Source organism: Delftia sp. 11MD, assembly GCF_050907895.1.
In the GTDB taxonomy this organism is placed as follows: domain Bacteria; phylum Pseudomonadota; class Gammaproteobacteria; order Burkholderiales; family Burkholderiaceae_C; genus Comamonas; species Comamonas tsuruhatensis.
In genome coordinates this window covers 238,806-259,999 of the sequence record NZ_CP194333.1, presented here as the reverse complement: position 1 = coordinate 259,999, position 21,194 = coordinate 238,806, and the positions used below count along the sequence as shown (strand labels likewise).

Here is a 21,194-nt window from a genome sequence, read left to right as displayed (position 1 = left end):
AGGGCTGAACTTCTCTGGAGTGCCGCAAATCCGCAGGGAATACCCTCTGCTGGCACGCGTTTCGCTTGTCTACATTCTTGCATGCAAGTTGCAGAGCCACTTGCATACAAGATTCCACAACTTGCGAAAGACGACTATGCGCCGCTTTGCCAGATCACTGTTCGGACAGGTGGTGATCGCACTCATCCTGGGTGTGCTCGCCGGAATATTGGCCCCTGAATGGGCCGTGAAACTCAAGCCCCTGGGCGATGGCTTCATCAAGCTCATCAAGATGATCATTCCCGTGCTGGTGTTCTGCGTGGTGGTGCACGGCATCGCGGGCGCGGGCGACCTCAAGCGCGTGGGCCGGGTCGGCGTCAAGTCGCTGATCTACTTCGAGGTGCTGACCACCATCGCCCTGGTGCTGGGCCTGGTGCTGGCCTTCGTGTTCCAGCCCGGCGCGGGCATGAACGTGGACCCGAGCAAGCTCGACGCCTCGGCCATGAGCGCCTATGCCAGCAACGCCGACAAGCTGACCAGCGGCGGCACGGTGGACTTCCTGATGAAGCTCATCCCCACCACCGTGGTGCAGGCCTTTGCCACGGGCGACGTGCTGCAGGTGCTGCTGTTCGCCGTGCTGTTCGGCTGCGCACTGACCATGCTGGGCGAGCGCGGCGCGCCCGTGCATGCGCTGATCGACACGCTGTCGAACGTGCTGTTCAAGATCATGGGCATCCTCATCAAGCTGGCGCCGCTGGGCGTGCTGGGCGCCATCGCCTTCACCGTGGGCCAGTACGGCATAGGCTCGCTCAAGCAGCTGGGCATGCTGGTGCTGCTGTTCTACGTGGCCGTGATCTTCTTCGTCTTCGTGGTGCTGGGCCTGGTGATGCGCTTTTCGGGCTTCAGCCTGATCAAGCTGCTGCGCTACCTGCGCGAGGAGCTGATGGTGGTCTTCGCCACCACCTCCTCGGACAGCGTGCTGCCCCAGATCATGGCCAAGCTGCGCAACCTGGGCGTGCGCGACTCCACCGTGGGCCTGGTGATTCCCACGGGCTACTCGTTCAACCTGGACGCCTTCTCCATCTACATCACGCTGGCGGCCGTGTTCATCGCCCAGGCCACGAACACGCCCATCGGCATGGCCGACCTGCTGACCATCCTGGCGATTGCGCTAGTGACCTCCAAGGGCGCCCACGGCGTGCCGGGCTCGGCCATCGTGGTGCTGGCGGCCACGCTGCATGCGATTCCGGCCATCCCCGCCATCGGCCTGGTGCTGGTGCTGTCGGTGGACTGGTTCATGGGCATTGCCCGCGCGCTGGGCAACCTGATCGGCAACTGCGTGGCCACGGTGGCCATCGCGGCCTGGGAAGGTGACATCGACCGCGAGCGCGCCCATGCCGTGCTCAACGGCCTGGCCGACAATCAGGGGCCCGACGCCGAGCCCTCCGGCGCCGCCGCCGTCCCCGCAACCGTGACTCCTGCCCACCCTGCAACGCAATGACACCTGTAAGCCCCCAGCACATCGCCGAGCGCGTCGTCGAAGCCATCCTGGCCCAGAAACTGGCGCCCGGCGAACGGCTGGGGGAGCAGGAACTGGCCGACAACTTCGAGGTCAGCCGCACCATGGTGCGCGAGGCGCTGATGCAGCTGCAGGCGCGCGGCTTCGTGCAGGTGCAGCCCCGGCGCGGCTGGTACGTGGTCCAGCCCTCGGCCGAGGAGGCGCAGGACGCCTTCGCGGCGCGCCGCATCATCGAGACCGGCATCCTGGGCGAGGCCGGGCGCCCCCTGCAAAGCGTGATCGGCCAGCTGCGCCGCCACATCGCCCAGGAGCAGGAGGCCATTGCGGGCGCCGACGCCGCCACGCGCGCCTTCCTGCTGGCCGACTTCCACGTCTGCCTGGCCGAGCAGATGGGGCACCGGCTGCTGGCGCTCACCCTGCGCGACCTCACGGCGCGCACCACGCTGGCGGCCACATTGTTCCAGTCCACCCACAGCGCCAGCCAGTCCTGCGCCGAGCACGAGCGCATCGTCGAGGCCCTGGAGCGCGGCGACACCGAGGGCGCCAAGGCCCTGCTGCTGGAGCACATCGGCACGGTGGAGCGTTCGCTGGAGATCCGCCCGAGCGAGGCGCCCGACGCCGGCGACCGCCTGCGTGCCACGCTGGCGCCCCTGTTCGGGGGATAACCCTGTGTCGGTGGGTCGGCAAATTTCCACCGACCGTCGCTAAAACGCCAATCCGGGCCCTACGGAGCGCACTGTCATGGTGCCGACACGGCTGACTGCATACGCTGCTGAGCTGGCGCATTGCGCGCCGTTCATCAACCCACCACTGCTTCGGATATGACCCAACGTCCTATGTCCTTTTCCCGCACTCCCCTGCTCGCGTCCCTGTGCGCGGCTGCAGTCCTCACGGCCTGCGGCGGCGACGGCGGCTCGTTCTACCTCACGCTCGACGGAAAGCAGCCCCAGGTGATCGCCCACCGCGGCTTCTCGGGCAAGTTCCCGGAGCAGACGCGCATGGCCTACGAGGCCGCCGCCGACGCGGGCGCGGACATGCTCGAACTCGACATGCACCTGACGAAGGACTGCCAGCTGGTCGCCCGCCACAACGCCTGGCTCAGCGACAGCACCAACGTGGCCGACGTGGCCAAGACCAATGCCGAAGTGGCGCGCCGCCAGCGCACTGCGGCCGGCGTGCTGGTCAACGTGAAGTACCCCGCCGTGCCTGCCAACGGCCCCTCGCAATACCTGAGCGACCAGCTCGATGCCAACGATCCCAAGTCCGTGCTCAAGGCCCTGGTGGTCGATGGCGAGGACCACCGCAACGACTGGTCCATCAGCGACTTCACGATGCAGGAGCTGCGCACCTGGCTGGGCGGCACGATCCTGGACAACCGCAGCGAGCGCCCCACCGAGTGGAACGGCAAGCTGCCCCTGATCAGCGCCCAGGACGTGCTGGACATCGCCGCCGCCAAGGGCAAGGCCCTGGGCCGCACCATCCCCGTCTACGCCGAGACCAAGAACCCGTACTGGAACAACCAGCAGGCGATCGCCAACGGCTGCGGCGCGCCCGGCTCGCGCCCGTTTGAAGACGCGGTGATCAAGCTGCTGGACCAGAACAAGCTCAACGCCAAGGATTCGCCCATCTACATCCAGAGCTTCGACCCGGCCAGCCTCAAGTACCTGCGCCAGGCCGGCATGAAGGCCAAGGGCGTGCAGCTGATCGACGGCAACGACTTCAATCTGCGCGACGGCTCCATGGTCTACATCACCAACGATGAGTGGACCTTCATCAGCGGCCGCCCCTACAGCTGGACCCTGGCCGGCGACGCGCGCACCTTCGCCACCATGCTCACGCCCGCAGGCCTGGCCGAGATCAAGACCTATGCCGACGGCATCGGCCCCTGGAAGCCCCAGGTCCTGGCCCACTCCGTCGTGCCCTACAAGGACGGCGCCGGCCTCAAGGACGTGAACACCGTCAAGGACACGGGCCTGATCCGCGACGCCCACAAGGCCGGCCTGATCGTGCACAGCTTCACCTTCCGCAACGAGCCGGGCCGCCTGGCCGGCCTGTACAAGGGCGACCCCGTGCAGGAATACCTGGCCTACTACCGCCTGGGCATCGACGGCGTGTTCACCGACTTCACGGACACGGCCGTGACGGCGCGCAAGGCGTACAACAAGGAAATCGGGCTCTGATCGAGCGCTGAATGCCGCTGCGGCAGCGTCCATAAAAAAGCCAGGGCATGCCCTGGCTTTTTACTTGCAACGCGCGGCACCAGTCCGCGCGGACAAACGTTCTCACCCCAGATTCGGCGCCAGCAACCGGCGCAGTTCCTCGATATCCATGCCCCGGCGCGCGGCCATGTCGGCCAGTTGGTCCTCGCCGATCTCGCCGACGTTGAAGTAGACGGAGTCGGGGTGGCCAATGTAGAAGCCGCTGACGCTGGAGGCCGGGTTCATGGCCAGGCTTTCGGTCAGCGTCATGCCGATCTCGTCGGCCTTGAGCACGGCGAACAGGTCGGTCTTGGCGCTGTGGTCGGGGCAGGCCGGGTAGCCGGGCGCGGGGCGCACGCCCTTGTACTGTTCCTTGATCAGCGCTTCGTTGCTGAGGTCCTCGTCGGGCGCATAGCCCCACAGGTCCTTGCGCACGCGCTGGTGCAGGCATTCGGCGAAGGCCTCGGCCAGGCGGTCGGCCAGGGCCTTGAACATGATGCCGGAGTAGTCGTCCAGCGCGTCCTGGAACTCCTTGTCCTTCTTCTCGGCGCCGATGCCGGCCGTGACGGCGAACAGGCCCGCGTAGTCCTGGATGCCCGATTCCTTGGTGGCCACGAAGTCGGACAGGCAGCGGCTGGGGCGCATCACAGGCTGGCCATCCGGGCCTTCCACCATCTGCTTTTCGGTCTGCTGGCGCATGCCGTACCAGGTCATCAGCACCTGACTGCGGGACTCGTCGGCGTAGAACTCGATGTCATCGCCCACGCGGTTGGCAGGGAACAGGCCGATGGCGCCGTTGGCCTGCAGCCAGCGGCCTTCGATGATCTTCCTGAGCATGGCCTGGCCGTCGGCCAGCACCTGGCGGGCCTGCACGCCCACGATCTCGTCGTCGAGGATGGCCGGATAGGGGCCGGCCAGGTCCCAGGTCTGGAAGAACGGGCCCCAGTCGATGTATTCGGCGATCTCGGCCAGGTCGAAGTTGCGGAACACGCGCCGGCCCAGGGCGCGTGGCGCCACGGGGGCCTGGGAAAAGTCCACGGGCGTGGCGTTGGCGCGGGCCTTGTCCAGCGGCCACAGCGGCGTCTTCTTCTTGTTGGCGTGCTGGGTGCGGACCTTGTCGTAGTCGGCCTGGATCTCGGCCAGGTAGTTGCCCTTGTTCTCGCCCAGCAGGCTCTGGGCCACGCTGACGCTGCGCGAGGCATCGGGCACGTAGACCACGGGGCCTTCGTACTTGGGCGCGATCTTGACGGCGGTGTGCACGCGCGAGCAGGTGGCGCCGCCGATCAGCAGCGGAATCTTCTTGATGCGGAAGTAGTCGTCCTTGTGCATCTCGCCGGCGACGTACTGCATCTCTTCGAGGCTGGGCGTGATCAGGCCCGACAGGCCGATGATGTCCGCGCCCTCGGCCTTGGCCCGGGCCAGGATCTCATGGCAGGGCACCATCACGCCCATGTTGATGACCTCGAAGTTGTTGCACTGCAGGACCACGGTGACGATGTTCTTGCCGATGTCGTGCACATCGCCCTTGACGGTGGCGATGACGATCTTGCCCTTGCTGGACACGTCCAGGCCCGCCGCTTCCTGCTGGCGCTTTTCCTCTTCGATGTAGGGCACGAGGTGGGCCACGGCCTGCTTCATCACGCGCGCCGACTTGACCACCTGGGGCAGGAACATCTTGCCGGCGCCGAACAGGTCGCCGACGATGTTCATGCCGTCCATGAGCGGGCCTTCAATCACGTGCAGCGGGCGGCCGCCGCCCTGCACCACGATCTGCTGGTAGGCCTCTTCGGTGTCGGCGACGATGAAGTCGGTGATGCCGTGCACCAGGGCGTGCGACAGGCGCTCGTCCACGGTCTTCGGGTTCTCGGGCGTGCCGCGCCATTCGAGCTTCTTGCTGTCGTCCTTGGCGGCGCCCTTGGCGGCGTCGGCAATCTCCAGCAGGCGCTCGGCGGCGTCAGGGCGGCGGTTGAGCACCACGTCTTCCACGCGCTCGCGCAGCTGGGGCTCCAGGTCGTCATAGACGCCGACCATGCCGGCGTTGACGATGCCCATGTCCATGCCCGCCGAGATGGCGTGGTACAGGAACACGGTGTGGATGGCCTCGCGCACGGGGTCGTTGCCGCGGAAGCTGAAGCTCACGTTGGAGACGCCGCCCGAGACCTTGGCGCCGGGCAGGTTGCGCTTGATCCAGCGCACGGCCTCGATGAAGTCCACGGCGTAGTTGTCGTGTTCCTCGATGCCGGTGGCCACGGCGAAGATGTTGGGGTCGAAGACGATGTCCTCGGGCGGGAAGCCCACCTCGTCCACCAGGATGCGGTAGGCGCGCTCGCAGATCTCGATCTTGCGCTGGTAGGTGTCGGCCTGGCCCTTCTCGTCGAAGGCCATGACCACGGCGGCCGCGCCGTAGCGCCTGATCAGCCGGGCCTGGCGCTTGAATTCATCCAGGCCTTCCTTCATGGAGATGGAGTTGACGATGCCCTTGCCCTGCAGGCAGCGCAGGCCGGCCTCGATGACTTCCCACTTGGAGCTGTCCACCATGACCGGCACCTTGGCGATGTCGGGCTCGGAGGCGATGAGGTTCAGGAAGCGCACCATGGCGGCCTTGCTGTCGAGCATGGCCTCGTCCATGTTCACGTCGATCACCTGGGCGCCGTTTTCCACCTGCTGGCGTGCCACGGACAGCGCTTCCTCGTACTGTTCGTTGAGGATCATGCGCGCAAAGGCCTTGGAGCCCGTGACGTTGGTGCGCTCGCCCACGTTGACGAACAGCGTGCCCTCGCCGATGGAGACAGGCTCCAGGCCCGACAGACGCATGGGAGGGGGAGTGAAAGAGGACGACATCAAGCTCACCTGCAAAAACGGCATGGCAACAGGTGAGCGTCGTTGGCACCGTGGGCGCGGTCCGGCCGGGAACCTGCACCTGGCCCAAGCCTGACGCGGCACGCGATCCGGTGTACGGATGGGCGGGTGCCGCGCTGCAACGCTCCTCGGGCCAAAGCCCGGGATTCTACGGCGGCTGGCGGCGGCCTGCAGTGCGGGTTTTACGCCCGCATTCGGGGCAGGCCTGCACAAAGCCATGCGGCACTGCACCAAAGCGCGGCAGCGCGGGCCGCCGGCAGCGCCTTCGGGGCAGATTGTGGATGCCCCATCGCCCCGGATTCTTTGCAACGCCTGAGGACAACGCTCCTTTTTTTGCATCTGGCACGCAATTCGCTATCTGCTGGGTACGTGGTCTGACCAGTCAGGCCAAAACCCTCCACCCGCGCCAGCCCATGCAAAGCATTCCGATATCGATGGCCCAGACGCTGCAGCAGCACATCCTGAGCGGCCACTACCCCGGCGGCAGCCAGCTGCCGCCGCAGCGCGAGCTGGCCCGGCAGCTGGGCATCAGCCGCGCTTCGCTGCGCGAGGCGCTGTCCATGCTGGAGGCCCTGGGCCTGGTCGAGATCCAGCCGGGCAAGGGCGTGCGCATCAACGGCCCGCACAGCGGCCGTGCACGCATGCACCGCGCCTACGCCACCCCGGCGCTGGGCACGCTGTCGCCGCGCCAGCTGATCGAGCTGCGCCTGGTGCTGGAGCCCGGTTGGGCCGCGCTGGCGGCCGTGCGCGCCGACGACAGCGGCCTGCGCCAGCTGCAATGGACCCAGTCCCAGCTGGCCCATGCCCTCGCCCGCAGCGACCTGCTGGCCGCCGCCGACGCCGATCTGCAGTTCCACCTGCTGCTGGCCCAGCTGTCGGGCAACCCGGGCCTGGTGGCCATGGCGCGCCAGCTGGAGCTGGCCATCAGCCACAGCCTGCGCCTGCCCTTTGCCTGGAGCGGCGCCGACGACCAGCCCGTGCGCGAGCACGACGCCATCGTGCAGGCCGTCTGCGCGGGCGATGCGCCGGGTGCCGCGGGCGCCATGCGCGCCCACCTGCTGTCGGCCGCCAGGCGCAGCGGCATCGATCTCGACACACCGGAGCCCGACACAACGGCGCCCGATACACCAGCGCCCGAACCGGACCCGCTTTCCTTTCGCCTCACCCCACCTTCCGAAGGAGCTTTCGCATGACTTCCCCCCTGACACCCCGCCGCGCATTCATCCGCACCGCCCTGGCGGCCGCCACCCTGGCCGCTGCCGGCCTGGGCGGCGCAGCCCATGCCGACATGCTGGCCAACATCCAGAAGGCCGGCGTGCTGCGCGTGGCGATTCCGCAGGACTTCCCGCCCTTCGGCTCGCTGGGCACCGACCTGAAGCTGCAGGGCTATGACATCGACATGGCCGCCCTGGTCGCCCAGGAGCTGGGCGTGAAGGTGGAGCTGGTGCCCGTGACCAGCACCAACCGCATCCCCTTCCTGACCACGGGCAAGGCCGACATCGTCATCTCCAGCCTGGGCAAGAACGCCGAGCGCGCCAAGGTGATCGACTTCACCCAGGCCTATGCGCCCTTCCCCAAGAGCGTCTACGGCCCCAAGGACGTGAGCATCAAGGCCCCTGCCGACCTGGCCGGCAAGACCGTGGGCGTGACGCGCGGCTCCACCGAGGACCTGGCCCTCACGCAGGTGGCGCCGGCCTCGGCCACCATCAAGCGCTACGAGGACAACAACGCCACCGCGCAAAGCTATCTGACGGGCCAGGTGCAGCTGGTGACGCTGGGCAACATCGTGGCCAACGCCGTCAACGAGCGCACCAGGCTGCGCCAGCTGGACGTGAAGTTCGCGGTCGAGGACACGCCCTGCTACATCGGCGTGGCCAAGGGCGAGCCGGCGCTGCTGCAGAAGGTGGACGCCATCATCACCAAGCTCAAGGCCGACGGCCGCCTGACCGGCCTGTCCCAGCGCTGGATGAAGATGCCGCTGCCCGCCACCCTGTAACCGCTGCGCCCCTGTTCCCGGAAATCCTTCCATGGCCTATCAATTCGACTTCGGTGCCGTGTTCGACTACAGCGGCCTGCTGGCACAGGGCGCAGGCTTCACGCTGGCGCTGACGGCGGCGGGCGCCGTGCTGGGCGGCGCCATCGGCGTGGCCGGCGGCGTCAGCCGCGCCTGGCGCATTGCGCCGCTGCACTGGCTGTTCAAGGTGTACGTGGAGGGCATACGCAACACGCCCTTCCTGGTGCAGCTGATGTTCGTGTTCTTCGGCCTGCCTTCGCTGGGCGTGCAGATCAACGAATGGCAGGCCTGCCTGCTGACCACGGTGATCAACCTGGGCGCCTACATCACCGAGATCGTGCGCGCCGGCATCCAGGAGACGCCGCGCGGCCAGCTGGAAGCCGCTGGCGCGCTGGGCATGGGCCGCTGGGCGGTCTTCCGCCATGTGGTACTGCGCCCTGCGCTGCAGCGGGTCTGGCCCTCGCTGAGCAGCCAGATCGTGATCGTGATGCTGGGCACCTCGGTGGTCTCGCAGATCGCCGCCCAGGACCTGACGTTTGCGGCCAACTTCATCCAGTCGCGCAACTTCCGCGCGTTCGAGACCTACCTGGTGGTGACGGCAGCGTACTTCGTGCTGGCCCTGGCACTGCGCCAGTTGCTGGCCTGGATAGGCCATCGCTTCGTGGTGGGCCGCCGCACGCCGCGTGCAGCCCGGCCCGCTGCACCCGCTACACCTGCGACCACTGCCGGAGACGCCGCATGATTGCCGACATTCCCCTGCTGCCCATCCTGGCCAAGCTGGCCGAGGGTCTGCTGGCCACGCTGGCGCTGTCGCTGCTGGCCTTCGTGCTGGGCGGCGCCACCGGATTGCTGGTGCTGTTCGCCCGCGTGGGCCGCAGCCTGAACCTGCGCCGCCTGGCCAAGGCCTATATCCAGGCCTTCCAGAACACGCCGCTGCTGATGCAGATGTTCATCGTGTTCTTCGGCTCGTCCATGGCCGGCCTGGACATCTCGCCCTGGACGGCGGCCGCCATCGGCCTGACGCTGTACACCAGCGCCTACCTGGCCGAGGTCTGGCGCGGCTGCGTGGAGTCCATCCCCAGCGGCCAGTGGGAAGCCTCGTCCAGCCTGGCCATGGGCTACCTGCAGCAGATGCGCCATGTGGTGCTGCCGCAGGCGCTGCGCCTGTCGATAGCGCCCACGGTCGGCTTCTCGGTACAGATCATCAAGGGCACGGCGGTGGCCTCGATCATCGGCTTCAGCGAGCTGACCAAGCTCGGCTCCATGCTGGCCAACGCCACCTTCCAGCCCTTCCTCATCTACGGCCTGGTCGCCGCAGGCTACTTCCTGCTGTGCTGGCCCCTGTCCCTCTACGCATCCCATCTGGAGAAGAAACTCTATGCCGCTCGTTGATGTGCGCGCCGTTCACAAGCATTACGGCAACAACCATGTGCTCAAGGGCGTGGACCTGAGCGTGGACAGCGGCCAGGTGGTCGCTATCATCGGCCGCAGCGGCTCGGGCAAGAGCACGCTGCTGCGCTCCATCAACGGGCTGGAGGCCATCCAGTCCGGCCAGATCGTGGTGGACGACGCCGTGCTCAAGGGCTCGGAGGGGAGCGCGCCCTCGCCCGCCCAGCTGCGCGCGCTGCGCCTGAACGTGGGCATGGTCTTCCAGCAGTTCAACCTGTTCCCCCACCTGACGGCGGGCGAGAACGTGGCCCTGTCGCCCACCGTGGTCAAGGGCGTGAAAAAGCCCGAGGCGGCGGCGCTGGCGCGCCAGATGCTGGCCAAGGTCGGCCTGGGCGACAAGTACGACAGCTACCCCGACCAGCTCAGCGGCGGCCAGCAGCAGCGCGTGGCCATTGCGCGCGCGCTGGCCATGCAGCCCAAGGTGCTGCTGTGCGACGAGATCACCTCGGCCCTGGACCCGGAGCTGGTCAACGAGGTGCTGGCCGTGGTCAAGCAGCTCGCCGCCGAGGGCATGACGCTGATCATGGTCACGCACGAGATGCGCTTTGCCCGCGACGTGGGCGACCAGCTGGTGTTCATGCACCAGGGCCTGATCCACGAAAGCGGCCCGGCCAAGCAGCTGTTCGCCAGCCCGCAGACGCCGGAGCTGGCCGGCTTCATCGGCGCCGTGCACTGAGCGGTACGGCCAGGCAGGACAAAGGCCCGCGTCGCGGGCCTTTTTTGCATCGGTGCGGCGCAGGGGCCGCGGTCAGTGGCTGATCATCCAGGGCCGCTTGGTCGGGAAGGTCTTGGCGCCGTTGGGCGCCGTGACCGTGGAGCCGCGCTTGCTGGCGCCGCTGCAGCAGCCGCAGCCCGAGGGGTGGCGCATGCGCGCGTAGCTGCCCTCGGCCACATCGCGTGAGCGCCTGGGCTCGTGCCGGGCGCGCTCGTTGGTGTCATGGGCGCGGCGCTGCTCGGGGCTGGTGCAGGCCAGGCGCGGCGCGCTGACGAAGACGCGGGGCGAGGCCGCCTCGCAGATGGGGCAGGGCGCGGGCTCGTTGCGCTGCGAGAGGCTGCGCAGCGCGTCGAAGCCGCCGCATGCGGCGCAGTGGTAGTCATAGGTGGGCATGGGCGGCCTCTGGCGGATGGTGGATGGCGGGTGTCGTGTGCCGGGCTTACTTGTCCTGGGCGATGGGCAGGTCCACCCCGCCCGTGATGATCTTCTGTGGTCCCTCGGCCGTGGGATTGATGTCGAAGTCGAAGATCTCCGTGGGCAGCCACAGCGTGGCGCAGGCATTGGGCACGTCCACCACGCCGCTGATGTGGCCCTGCACGGGCGCCGTGCCCAGCAGCGAGTAGGCCTGGGCACCGCTGTAGCCGAATTTCTTCAGGTACTCGATGGCGTTCAGGCAGGCCTGGCGGTAGGCCACGGTCACGTCCAGGTAGTGCTGCTTGCCCTTTTCGTCCACCGAGATGCCTTCGAAGATCAGGTAGTCCTTGTAGTTGGGCGTCATGGGGCTGGGCTTGAAGATGGGGTTCTTGATGCCGTACTTGGCCATGCCACCCTTGATCAGCGAAACCTTCATGTGCACCCAGCCGGCCATCTCGATGGCGCCGCAGAAGGTGATTTCGCCATCGCCCTGGCTGAAGTGCAGGTCGCCCACGCTCAGGCCCGCGCCGTCCACGTAGACGGGGAAGAACACGCGCGAGCCGCGCGAAAGATCCTTGATGTCGCAGTTGCCGCCGTGCTCGCGCGGCGGCACGGTGCGCGCGCCTTCGGCGGCGGCCTTGTCGCGCGCCTCGCCCTGCATCTGGCCCATGTGGGCGGTGGTGGCGTTGGGCGGGTTGGCCAGGCCGGGGATGCGGTCGGGGTCGGTGGCGATGAGGCCGGTCTCGCGCTCGTTCCAGCTGGCCAGCATCTTGGGGTCGGGCAGGCAGCCGATCAGTCCCGGGTGGATGAGGCCTGCGAAGTTGACGCCGGGGACGTGGCGGCTCTTGGTGAACATGCCGTGGAAGTCCCAGATGGACTTCTGGGCCAGCGGGAAATGCTCGTCCAGGAAGCCGCCGCCGTTTTGCTTGGAGAAAAAGCCGTTGAAGCCCCAGAGGCTGTCGTCGCGCGCGCCGATGTCCAGCAGGTCCACCACCAGCAGGTCGCCGGGCTCGGCGCCCTTGACGCCCACGGGGCCGGACAGGAAGTGGACGGTGGACAGGTCCACGTCGCGCACGTCTTCGGCGCTGTCGTCGTTCTTGATGGCGCCGCCGGTCCAGTCATAGGTCTCCAGCTTGAACTCCGCGCCCGGCTCCACCCAGACCGCCATGGGGATGTCGGGATGCCAGCGGTTGTGCACCTGCGGGTTGTCGTAGGGGGACTGGTTGAGATCGACCTTGATCAGGGTTTCGGCCATGGTGTGCTCCTTGCGATGGCAGTGGGAAAAAACGGATCAGACGGAGAGGTAGGACTTGATGCGCTGCTCGTCGGTATCTGCTCTGGCCGTCTCATGGACCAGGCGGCCGCCCTCGATGACGAACAGCCGGTCGGCCACATCCATGGCGAAGGAAAGCACCTGCTCGCTGACCACGATGGTGATGCGGCGCAGCTTGCGGATCTCGTTGAGCGCCTTGGCGATGTCCTTGATGATGGAAGGCTGTATGCCCTCGGTGGGCTCGTCCAGCAGCAGCACCTTGGGGTCGGTGACCAGGGCGCGCGCAATGGCCAGTTGCTGCTGCTGCCCGCCCGAGAGGTTGCCGCCCTTGCGCCGGCGCATGTCCCAGAGCACGGGGAACAGGGCGTAGATGTCGTCGGGCACCTGGCGCGACTTCGCGTTCTCCAGGCCCGTCTGTATGTTCTCTTCCACGGTCAGCGTGGGGAAGATCATGCGGCCCTGGGGCACGTAGGCAATGCCCTTGGCCACGCGCCGGAAGCTCTCGTCCTTCGTGACGTCCTGGCCGGCCACGGTGATCTGGCCGCTCTTGGCGGGCATGACGCCCATCAGGCTTTTGAACAGCGTGGTCTTGCCCATGCCGTTGCGGCCCATGATGGCCACGGTTTCGTTCTCGCGGCCCTCGAAGCTGATGCCGTGCAGCGCCTCGCTCTGGCCATAGGCCACGTACAGATCCTTGACTTGCAGCATGTGAATTCCTTGTGCGTGCCTCAGTGGCCGAGGTAGACGTCGATGACCTTGGGGTCGGCCTGCACCTTGTCCATGGGACCCTCGGCGAGGATCTTTCCCTGGTGCATGACGGTGACCTTGTGCGCGATGCGCGCCACGAACTCCATGTCGTGCTCGATGACGATGACGGAGCGGTTCTTGCAGATGCGCTGCAGCAGCTCGGCCGTCAGTTCGCGCTCGCGGGCGCTCATGCCGGCGATGGGCTCGTCCAGCATCAGCAGCTCGGGCTCCTGCATGAGCAGCATGCCGATCTCCAGCCACTGCTTCTGGCCATGGCTGAGCAGGCCGGCCTCGGTGTCCAGGCGCTCGTCCAGGCCGATGTCGGCGGCCACGGCCTGCACGCGGTCGCGCACCGCCTCCGTGCACTTGAAGGCCAGCGCGCCGAAGACCGAGCGGCCTTGCGGGTAGGAGACCTCCAGGTTCTGGAAGACCGACAGGTTCTCGTAGATGGACGGCGTCTGGAACTTGCGCCCGATCCCCAGGCGCACGCGCTTGTGCTCGGCCATGCGCGTGAGTTCCTCGTTCTTGAACTTGATGCTGCCGGCCGTGGCGCGGGTCTTGCCGCAGATCAGGTCCAGCAGCGTGGTCTTGCCCGCGCCGTTGGGGCCGATGATGACGCGCAGCTCGTTCTTGTCGATGTACAGGTTCAGCGCGTCGATGGCCTTGAAGCCGTCGAAGGAGACCGTCAGGTCTTCCACGGCCAGCGTGAAGTCGGTATTGCTCATGGTGTGCTCCCGCTGTGGTTCAGGCGCCCTGGCGGCCCATGCCTTCGGACAGGGCGGACGTGGGCTTGGTGGCGGCCGGGGCCGGGGCAGGTGCTGCCTGGGCTCCCTGCGCTGCGGCAGGTGCCGTGCCCTTGCGGCGGCTGTTCCACCACGGAACGATGCGGCTTTCCCACAGGCCGGCCAGCCCCATCGGGAAGGCCATGGTCACGCCGATGAACAGGCCCGCCATGAGGAACAGCCACAGGTCCGGGAAGCTCTCCGAGAAATAGGTCTTGCCCGCGTTGACCAGCAGCGTGCCGTACACGGCGCCCACCAGGCTCATGCGCCCGCCCACGGCGGCGTAGATGACCATCTCGATGGAGGGCACGATACCCACGAAGCTGGGCGACATGAAGCCCACCTGCAGCGTGAACATGGCGCCGCCTATGCCCGACAGCGCAGCGGCCAGGCAGAACACGAAGACCTTGAAGTTGGCCACGTCGTAGCCGGAAAAGCGCACGCGGTCTTCCTTGTCGCGCATGGCCAGCAGCAGGGTGCCCACCTTGCCCGTCTGTATCCAGCGGCACAGCACGATGGCGCCGATCAGCAGGGCCACGCAGACGTAGTAGAGGATGTACTTGGCGCTGTCCGTGCGCGTGTCCCAGCCCCACAGGGTCTTGAGGTCGGTCATGCCGTTGACGCCGCCCGTATAGCCCTGCTGGCCGATGATGAGCACGGTGACGATCAGCGCCACGGCCTGCGTGATGATGGCGAAGTACACCCCGCCCACGCGGCGCTTGAACATGGCGAAGCTGATGAGCCAGGCCAGCAGCGTGGGCACGGCGATGACGGCGGCCAGCGAGAACGGCAGGCTCTTGAAGGGCAGCCAGAACGAGGGCAGCTCGGTCAGCTGGTTCCAGTCCATGAAGTCGGGGATGCCGGGCGTGGACTGGATCTTGGTGCTGATGGGGTCGGACGCCTCCAGCTTCAGGAACATGGCCATGGCGTAGCCGCCCAGGCCGAAGAACACGCCCTGGCCCAGGCTGAGCACGCCGCCATAGCCCCAGACCATGACCAGGCCGATGGCGACGAAGGCATAGGTCAGGTACTTGCCGACCAGGTTGAGGCGGAAGATGTCCAGCGCCAGGGGCAGCACCACCGCCAGCAGGACGGTGAGCAGCACCAGGCTGGCGAGCTGGTAGCGCTGTATCCAGGCTTTGAGGGCTTGCATGGAATGACTCCGGTGAACTCAGGGGAAATCGGGGGAACGCGGGGAAATTCGTGGACAGGGCCGGCGCCGGGATCAGCGCCGCACCTTGGAGGCGAACAGGCCCTGGGGACGCAGCATCAGGATGAAGACGATCAGCGACAGCGTGATCACCTTGGCCATGGAGCCCGCCAGGAAGAACTCGGTGATGGACTGCGTCTGCGCAATGCCGAAGGCCGAGACCACGGTGCCCAGCAGGCTGGCCGCGCCGCCGAAGGTGACCACCAGGAAGGCGTCCACGATGTACAGCGAGCCCGAGGTGGGGCCGGTGGAGCCGATGGTGGTGAAGGCCGCGCCCGCCACGCCTGCGATGCCGCAGCCGATGGCAAAGGTCAGGCGGTCGGTCTTCTTGGTGTCGATGCCGATGGCATTGGCCATCACGCGGTTGCTGACCGTGGCACGCACGCGCAGGCCCCAGCGGCTCTTGTGCAGCGCGATCAGCACGCCGGCCGTGACCACCGCGGTCAGCGCCAGCACGAACAGGCCGTTGATGGGAATGTCCAGCCCCTCGGCCGGCGCCCACGAGCCCATCAGCCAGTCAGGCAGGGTGGGGCTGACTTCCTTGGGGCCGATGAAGGTGCGAAAGCACTGCTGCAGCGCCAGGCTCACGCCCCAGGTGGCCAGCAGCGTGTCCAGCGGGCGCTTGTAGAGGTGGCGGATCAGCCCCCACTCCACCAGCCAGCCGGCCGCGAAGGCGAACAGGAAGGCGGCCACGATGGCCAGCGGGAAGTAGTAGGGCATGAGCTCGGGCGCGTGCTGCGCCGTCAGCGTGGAGCCCAGGTAGATGGTGTAGGCGCCAATGGTCATGAACTCGCCATGCGCCATGTTGATCACGCCCATCTGGCCAAAGATGATGGCCAGGCCCAGGCCCATCAGCAGCAGCACGGCGAACAGGCTCAGCCCCGCGAAGCCCTGCATCAGGCCGATGTTCATCATGTCGGAAAAACTCATGGTGCTGCTCCTGCGCGCAAGCCAATCGGGAGAGGGGGAAACGGTTCACGCGGCGGCCCGCCCACCAGGCCGCAGGCCGCCACGCATCACCTGCCTGAACGGATCAGGACTTACTGGTAACCCTTGGGGAAGGGATCGGGTTTGATGAGTTCAGGCGACTCCGAGACCACCTTGAACGTGCCGTCCGGCTGCCCCACGGCAATGCGCGACTTGCTCCACAGGTGGTGGTTGGCGTCCACCTTCACGTAGCCTTCGGGCGCGGTCTTGAGTTCCAGCCCCGGCGATGCGGCCACCACCTTGTCCACGTCGAAGCTCTTGGCCTTTTCCACGGCGGCCTTCCACAGCCAGGGGCCCAGGTAGCCGGCCTGGGTGACGTCGCCGATGACGGCATTGGGGCCGTACTTGGCCTTGAAGGCGGCCACGAACTTCTTGTTGTTCTCGTTGTCCAGCGTCTGGAAGTACTTCATCGAGGAGTAGAAGCCCGTGAAGTTCTCGCCGCCCACGCCGGTCATCTCGTCCTCGGTCACCGACAGCGTGACCAGCAGTTGCTTGTCACCCGTGATGCCTGCGGCCTTGAGCGCCTTGTAGAAGGCCACGTTGGAGCCGCCCACCACGGCCACGAAGATGCAGTCCGGCTTTTGCAGCTTGATCTTGTTGACCAGCGAGCCGAAGTTGGTGCTGCCCAGCGGGTAGTACTCCTCGCCGACGACCTTGCCCTTCTGGAAGTTCTCGATGTGCTTGCGCGCGATCTTCATCGAGGTGCGCGGCCAGATGTAGTCCGAGCCGATCAGGAAGAAGGTCTTGGCCTTTTTCTCGGCCTTGGCCCAGTCCAGGCTGTACAGGATCTGCTGCGTGGCTTCCTGGCCCGTGTAGATCACGTTCTTGGACTGCTCCAGGCCTTCGTAGAAGGTGGGGTAGTACAGCAGGCCGTTTTCCTTCTCGAACACGGGCAGCACGGCCTTGCGCGAGGCGCTGGTCCAGCAGCCGAAGACGGCGGCGCAGCGGTCGTTGATGAGCAGCTTCTTGGACTTCTCGGCGAAGGTGGGCCAGTCGGAGGCACCGTCTTCCTTGATCACGCGGATCTTGCGGCCCAGGATGCCGCCCATGGCGTTGATCTGGTCGATGGCCAGTTGCTCGGCCTGGATGGAGCCGGTCTCGGAGATCGCCATGGTGCCCGTGGCCGAGTGCAGCTGGCCCACGACGACTTCGGTATCGGTCACGGCCAGCTTGGTGGTGTTGACCTGGGCCGTGGGCTGGGCGAAGGACCAGGCCGGCAGCCCGGCCACCGAGGCGGCGCCAAGCGCCTGCAGGACGCGGCGGCGGCCCATTTCCGTGCCGGGGGAACCAGGTGTGCGGGGGTCGGAGGGGTGGCTCATGGTGACTCTCCTGTAAGGATCGGTTGGGTGATCTGCAAGTGGCTGAAAACTGGCGTTGCGGTTACGGCTTGTTTCCGCGCTGGGTCCAAGATTAGGAAGAACCCTTGAAACCGCCCATACGTCAATTGACGTAGCCATTTGCGTACGCACCCCGCGCGCCCCTCTTGAAAGCCGCGCCAGCATTGGCCCCGCACGTTTCTTGCTAGACCTGGGAATGCACTCCGCACCCCCGCCCGACAGCCCCGCCAGCACCTCGCCCGCGCCGCAGACCATCTTTCGGTTCCGGCGCGAATACAACGCCTGGGTGGCCGACGAGACCATGGAGGACTACGCGCTGCGCTACACGCCGCGCAGCTTCCGGCGCTGGAGCGAGTTCCGCGTGGCCAACACGGCCTTCGGCTCGCTGTCCTTCCTGGCGCTGGAGGCGATCGGCGGCGCCATTGCGCTGAACTACGGCTTTGCCAACGCCATGTGGGCCATCGTCACCGTGGGCCTGGTGATCTTCCTGACGGGGCTGCCCATCGCCGTCTGCGCGGCGCGCTACGGGCTGGACATGGACCTGCTGACGCGGGGCGCGGGCTTCGGCTACCTGGGCTCGACCATCACCTCGCTGATCTACGCCGTCTTCACCTTCATCTTCTTTGCGCTGGAGGCGGCCATCATGGCGCTGGCCCTGCAGCTGGTGGTGGACTGGCCGCTGCAGTGGTGCTATGCGCTGTCGGCCCTGGTGGTGCTGCCGCTGGCCATGCGCGGCATCACGCTGATCTCGCGCCTGCAGGCCTGGACGCAGCCGCTGTGGCTGTTCCTGCTGGTGCTGCCCTTCGTGTGGATGGCGCTGGCCCAGCCGCAGCTGTACCGCGACTTCGCCAGCCTCACCGGCCTGCGCTCGGGCAGCAGCCAGTTCGATCCGCTGATGTTCGGCGCGGCGGCAGCCGTGATCTTCGCGCTGGTGGTGCAGATCGGCGAGCAGGTGGACTTCCTGCGCTTTCTGCCGCCGCGCACCCAGGCCAACCGGCTGCGCTGGTGGGGCGCGGTGCTGGTGGCCGGCCCGGGCTGGGCCGTGATGGGCATGCTCAAGATGGCGGGCGGCGCCTTTCTCGCCTTCGCGGCCATGCAGCTGGAAGGGGTGGACGCCACGCGCGCGGCCGAGCCCACGCAAATGTTCCTGGCAGGCTTCCAGCAGGTGCTGCAGGCCCTGGGCCTGCCGGGGCTGGCCGTGGCGGTGACCGTGGTCTTCGTGGTCATCTCGCAGGTCAAGATCAACGTGACCAATGCCTACGCGGGGTCGCTTGCCTGGTCCAACTTCTTCGCGCGCATCACGCGCAGCCATCCGGGGCGCGTGGTCTGGATGGTGTTCAACGTGGTCATCGCCACCTTGCTGATGACGCTGGGCGTGTTCGGCGCGCTGGAGAAGGTGCTGACCATCTACAGCAACGTGGCCATCGCCTGGGTGGGCGCGCTGGTGGCCGACCTGGTCATCAACAAGCCGCTGGGACTGAGCCCGCCGGGCATCGAGTTCCGCCGCGCCCATCTGTACGACTTCAATCCCGTGGGCCCGGGCGCCATGCTGCTGGCCGCCGCCGTGGCCTGCTGCGCCTATGCGGGCCTGCTGGGCGAGACGGCGGCCGCGTTCTCGCCCTTCATCGCGCTGGCGCTGTCCATGCTGCTGTCGCCGCTGCTGGCCTGGCTGACGGGCGGGCGCTACTACCTGGCGCGGCCCGCAGGCAACCTGTGGAAGCCCGGCGAGACCGTGCGCTGCGCAGTCTGCCAGAAGCATTTCGAGTCCGAGGACATGGCGCACTGCCCCGCCTACGGCGCGCCCATCTGCTCGCTGTGCTGCTCGCTGGAGTCGCGCTGCCATGACCGCTGCAAGACCGGATCGCGCGCGGGCGAGCAGTTGCACGCGCTGGCCTCGGCCCTGCTGCCGCCGCGCTGGGCGACCAAGGTGAACTTCCGCGCGGGCCAGTACCTGGTGGTGATGCTGTCGCTGTGCGCGGTGACGGCCTTCATGGTGGGCGTGGTCTACATGCAGGAAAGCCTGCAGGCAGGCAGCGTCGATGGCGGCGCGCTGCGCATCCCCTTCCTCAAGGTCTTCGCGCTGCTGGCCCTGCTGTGCGCCGTGGCCGCCTGGTGGGTGGTGCTGAGCACGGACAGCCGGCGCATGGCGCAGGACGAGTCCGAGCGCCAGAACCAGCTGCTGCTGCAGGAGATCGCCGCCCACAAGCGCACCGATGCCGAGCTGCAGGCCGCCAAGGACCATGCCGAGCAGGCCAGCCAGGCCAAGACGCGCTATGTGGCCGGCATGACGCACGAGCTGCGCTCGCCGCTCAACAGCCTGCTGGGCTATACGCAGATCCTGCTCAAGAGCCCGCAGGTCGATGGCTGGGTGCGCGAGACCCTGTCCACCATGCAGCACAGCGGCCAGCACCTGCGCGCGCTGATCGACGAATCGCTGGAGCTGGCCAGCATCGAGGCCGGCCGCCTGCGCCTGGACCTCGCCCCCCTGCCCCTGCCCGCGCTGATCGACGGCATCGAGGCCATGATGCGGCCCCAGGCACAGGCCAGGGGGCTGCAGTTCTCGGTAGAGACGCTGGGCACCATGCCGCGCTGGGTGCGGGCCGACGCCAAGCGGCTGCGCCAGATCCTGATCAACCTGCTGTCCAACGCCGTGCGCTTCACCCAGCACGGCGAGGTGCGGCTGCGCATGGACTTCAGGCCCCATGTCTCGCGCATCGAGGTCATCGATACCGGCATCGGGATCGAACCGCAGGACATGGAGCGCATCTTCGTGCCCTTCGAGCGCGGCAGCGCGGGGCGGCGCGTCAGCGAGGCGGGCACGGGCCTGGGGCTGACCATCACCCACCTGCTGACCGAGCTGATGGGCGGGCAGCTCACCCTGAGCAGCACGCCCGGCGAGGGCAGCTGCTTCACCGTGCGCCTGTACCTGCCCGAGATGGCGCCCGACGCGTCCTGGGTCCCTCCGGGCGCCGCCGCCACGCTGCACACCGTCATCGGCTATCTGCCGCCCCGGCGCACCCTGCTGGTGGTGGACGACCAGCCGCTGCAGCGCCAGCTGCTGGCCGGCCTGCTGCTGCCGCTGGGCTTCGAGATCCGCGAGGCCGCCAGTGGCCGCGAGTGCCTGGAGATCGTGGAGCAAAGCCCGCCCGACCTGGTGCTGCTGGACATCAGCATGGACGACCTGGACGGCTGGCAGACCGCCGCCCTGCTGCGCGCGCGCTGGGATGCGCAGCAGCTGCCCGTGGTCTTCGTCTCGGCCAACCTGTTCGACAACGACCCGCCGCGCCTGGCCGATGCGCGCTGCCAGGGCTTCGTCGCCAAGCCCGTGACCGAGTCCGAGCTGCTGCAGGTGCTCGAGCGCGTGCTGCGGCTGGAATGGGTGCATGACAACCGCCCGCTGCTGCTGCCGGCGCCGCGTGCAGAGCAGGCAGAGGCTAAGGCAGAGGAGGCGCCGTCAGCCGCCCCCTTCCCGCCCGACCTGCGTGAAGACCTGGCCCGGCTGGCGCGCTCGGGCCAGGCCACGGCCCTGCGCGAGCGCCTGCGCCAGGCGCGCCAGCAGGCGCCCGCGCATGCCGCGCTGATCGATGCGCTGCAGGCCTGCGCGAACCGCTTCGACTTCGATGCGCTGGCGCGCATGCTGCCGCGGCCCGAGCAAGAGGATGAAGAAGACGAAGAAAGAGAGGAGACCGATGAATGAGAACCCGCAAAGGC

General features: G+C 67.4%; 17 protein-coding genes and 1 riboswitch. Of the genes, 9 read left to right on the top strand and 8 right to left on the bottom strand.

Going from position 1 to position 21,194, the window contains the following annotated elements:
* The first annotated feature begins 136 nt into the window (after positions 1-136).
* The 3 genes from ACRSCF_RS01130 (at position 137) to ACRSCF_RS01120 (ending at position 3,678) form a co-directional block, all read left to right on the top strand.
* Positions 137-1,480: a C4-dicarboxylate transporter DctA gene (locus ACRSCF_RS01130; RefSeq protein WP_016448698.1), complete on the top strand. Its 1,344-nt coding sequence runs from the start codon at positions 137-139 to the stop codon at positions 1,478-1,480.
* Positions 1,477-2,163 (top strand): GntR family transcriptional regulator, encoded by a 687-nt coding sequence (locus ACRSCF_RS01125; protein ID WP_016448699.1) that lies wholly within the window; start codon positions 1,477-1,479, stop codon positions 2,161-2,163. The genes ACRSCF_RS01130 and ACRSCF_RS01125 overlap by 4 nt, the downstream gene beginning before the upstream one ends.
* Positions 2,164-2,334: 171 nt before the next feature.
* Positions 2,335-3,678: a glycerophosphodiester phosphodiesterase family protein gene (locus tag ACRSCF_RS01120; protein ID WP_034368583.1), complete on the top strand. Its 1,344-nt coding sequence runs from the start codon at positions 2,335-2,337 to the stop codon at positions 3,676-3,678.
* A 102-nt stretch (positions 3,679-3,780) separates the two neighbouring features.
* Here the strand turns inward: ACRSCF_RS01120 and metH are convergent, their stop codons facing one another.
* A complete protein-coding gene (gene metH, locus ACRSCF_RS01115) occupies positions 3,781-6,537 on the bottom strand; it encodes a methionine synthase (RefSeq protein ID WP_244387726.1) in 2,757 nt (918 codons plus the stop codon).
* Positions 6,538-6,564: 27 nt separating this feature from the next.
* A riboswitch (S-adenosyl-L-homocysteine riboswitch) is annotated at positions 6,565-6,691 on the bottom strand.
* Positions 6,692-6,968: 277 nt separating this feature from the next.
* Between metH and ACRSCF_RS01110 the strand changes: the two genes are divergently transcribed.
* The 5 genes from ACRSCF_RS01110 to ACRSCF_RS01090 are packed head-to-tail and all read left to right on the top strand — an operon-like array spanning position 6,969 to position 10,694.
* Positions 6,969-7,748 carry a FadR/GntR family transcriptional regulator gene (locus tag ACRSCF_RS01110; protein ID WP_244387725.1) on the top strand — a complete coding sequence of 260 codons (780 nt, stop codon included), beginning with the start codon at positions 6,969-6,971 and terminating at the stop codon, positions 7,746-7,748.
* A complete protein-coding gene (locus ACRSCF_RS01105) occupies positions 7,745-8,551 on the top strand; it encodes a transporter substrate-binding domain-containing protein (RefSeq protein ID WP_013800110.1) in 807 nt (268 codons plus the stop codon). Before ACRSCF_RS01110 ends, ACRSCF_RS01105 begins: the two co-directional genes overlap by 4 nt.
* Before the next feature lie 31 nt (positions 8,552-8,582).
* Positions 8,583-9,311 (top strand): amino acid ABC transporter permease, encoded by a 729-nt coding sequence (locus ACRSCF_RS01100; protein ID WP_034368581.1) that lies wholly within the window; start codon positions 8,583-8,585, stop codon positions 9,309-9,311.
* Positions 9,308-9,961, top strand: a complete 654-nt coding sequence (locus ACRSCF_RS01095) for an amino acid ABC transporter permease (RefSeq protein WP_034368578.1) — start codon at positions 9,308-9,310, stop codon at positions 9,959-9,961. Before ACRSCF_RS01100 ends, ACRSCF_RS01095 begins: the two co-directional genes overlap by 4 nt.
* Positions 9,948-10,694 carry an amino acid ABC transporter ATP-binding protein gene (locus tag ACRSCF_RS01090; protein WP_016448706.1) on the top strand — a complete coding sequence of 249 codons (747 nt, stop codon included), beginning with the start codon at positions 9,948-9,950 and terminating at the stop codon, positions 10,692-10,694. Before ACRSCF_RS01095 ends, ACRSCF_RS01090 begins: the two co-directional genes overlap by 14 nt.
* Positions 10,695-10,766: 72 nt before the next feature.
* Here the strand turns inward: ACRSCF_RS01090 and ACRSCF_RS01085 are convergent, their stop codons facing one another.
* From ACRSCF_RS01085 to urtA, 7 genes are all read right to left on the bottom strand, one after another.
* Positions 10,767-11,126, bottom strand: coding sequence for an FmdB family zinc ribbon protein (locus ACRSCF_RS01085; protein WP_016452169.1), 360 nt, complete (start codon positions 11,124-11,126; stop codon positions 10,767-10,769).
* A 46-nt stretch (positions 11,127-11,172) separates the two neighbouring features.
* Entirely contained in the window at positions 11,173-12,402 is a 1,230-nt protein-coding gene (gene fmdA / locus ACRSCF_RS01080) for a formamidase (protein ID WP_244387724.1), read from the bottom strand.
* Between the two features lie 36 nt (positions 12,403-12,438).
* A complete protein-coding gene (urtE, locus tag ACRSCF_RS01075; RefSeq protein WP_016450221.1) occupies positions 12,439-13,128 on the bottom strand; it encodes an urea ABC transporter ATP-binding subunit UrtE in 690 nt (229 codons plus the stop codon).
* Positions 13,129-13,148: 20 nt separating this feature from the next.
* Positions 13,149-13,892 carry an urea ABC transporter ATP-binding protein UrtD gene (urtD, locus tag ACRSCF_RS01070; protein WP_012202162.1) on the bottom strand — a complete coding sequence of 248 codons (744 nt, stop codon included), beginning with the start codon at positions 13,890-13,892 and terminating at the stop codon, positions 13,149-13,151.
* Positions 13,893-13,911: 19 nt separating this feature from the next.
* Positions 13,912-15,102 carry an urea ABC transporter permease subunit UrtC gene (gene urtC / locus ACRSCF_RS01065; RefSeq protein ID WP_012202161.1) on the bottom strand — a complete coding sequence of 397 codons (1,191 nt, stop codon included), beginning with the start codon at positions 15,100-15,102 and terminating at the stop codon, positions 13,912-13,914.
* Positions 15,103-15,174: 72 nt separating this feature from the next.
* The gene (gene urtB, locus ACRSCF_RS01060) at positions 15,175-16,089 is read right to left on the bottom strand and encodes an urea ABC transporter permease subunit UrtB (protein ID WP_012202160.1); all 915 of its coding nucleotides are present in this window, start codon (positions 16,087-16,089) and stop codon (positions 15,175-15,177) included.
* Positions 16,090-16,199: 110 nt separating this feature from the next.
* Positions 16,200-17,465 (bottom strand): urea ABC transporter substrate-binding protein, encoded by a 1,266-nt coding sequence (urtA, locus tag ACRSCF_RS01055; RefSeq protein WP_012202159.1) that lies wholly within the window; start codon positions 17,463-17,465, stop codon positions 16,200-16,202.
* Between the two features lie 214 nt (positions 17,466-17,679).
* Here urtA and ACRSCF_RS01050 point away from each other — a divergent pair, with 214 nt between their 5' ends.
* Positions 17,680-21,180 carry a hybrid sensor histidine kinase/response regulator gene (locus tag ACRSCF_RS01050; RefSeq protein ID WP_244387723.1) on the top strand — a complete coding sequence of 1,167 codons (3,501 nt, stop codon included), beginning with the start codon at positions 17,680-17,682 and terminating at the stop codon, positions 21,178-21,180.
* The last annotated feature ends 14 nt before the right edge of the window (positions 21,181-21,194 follow it).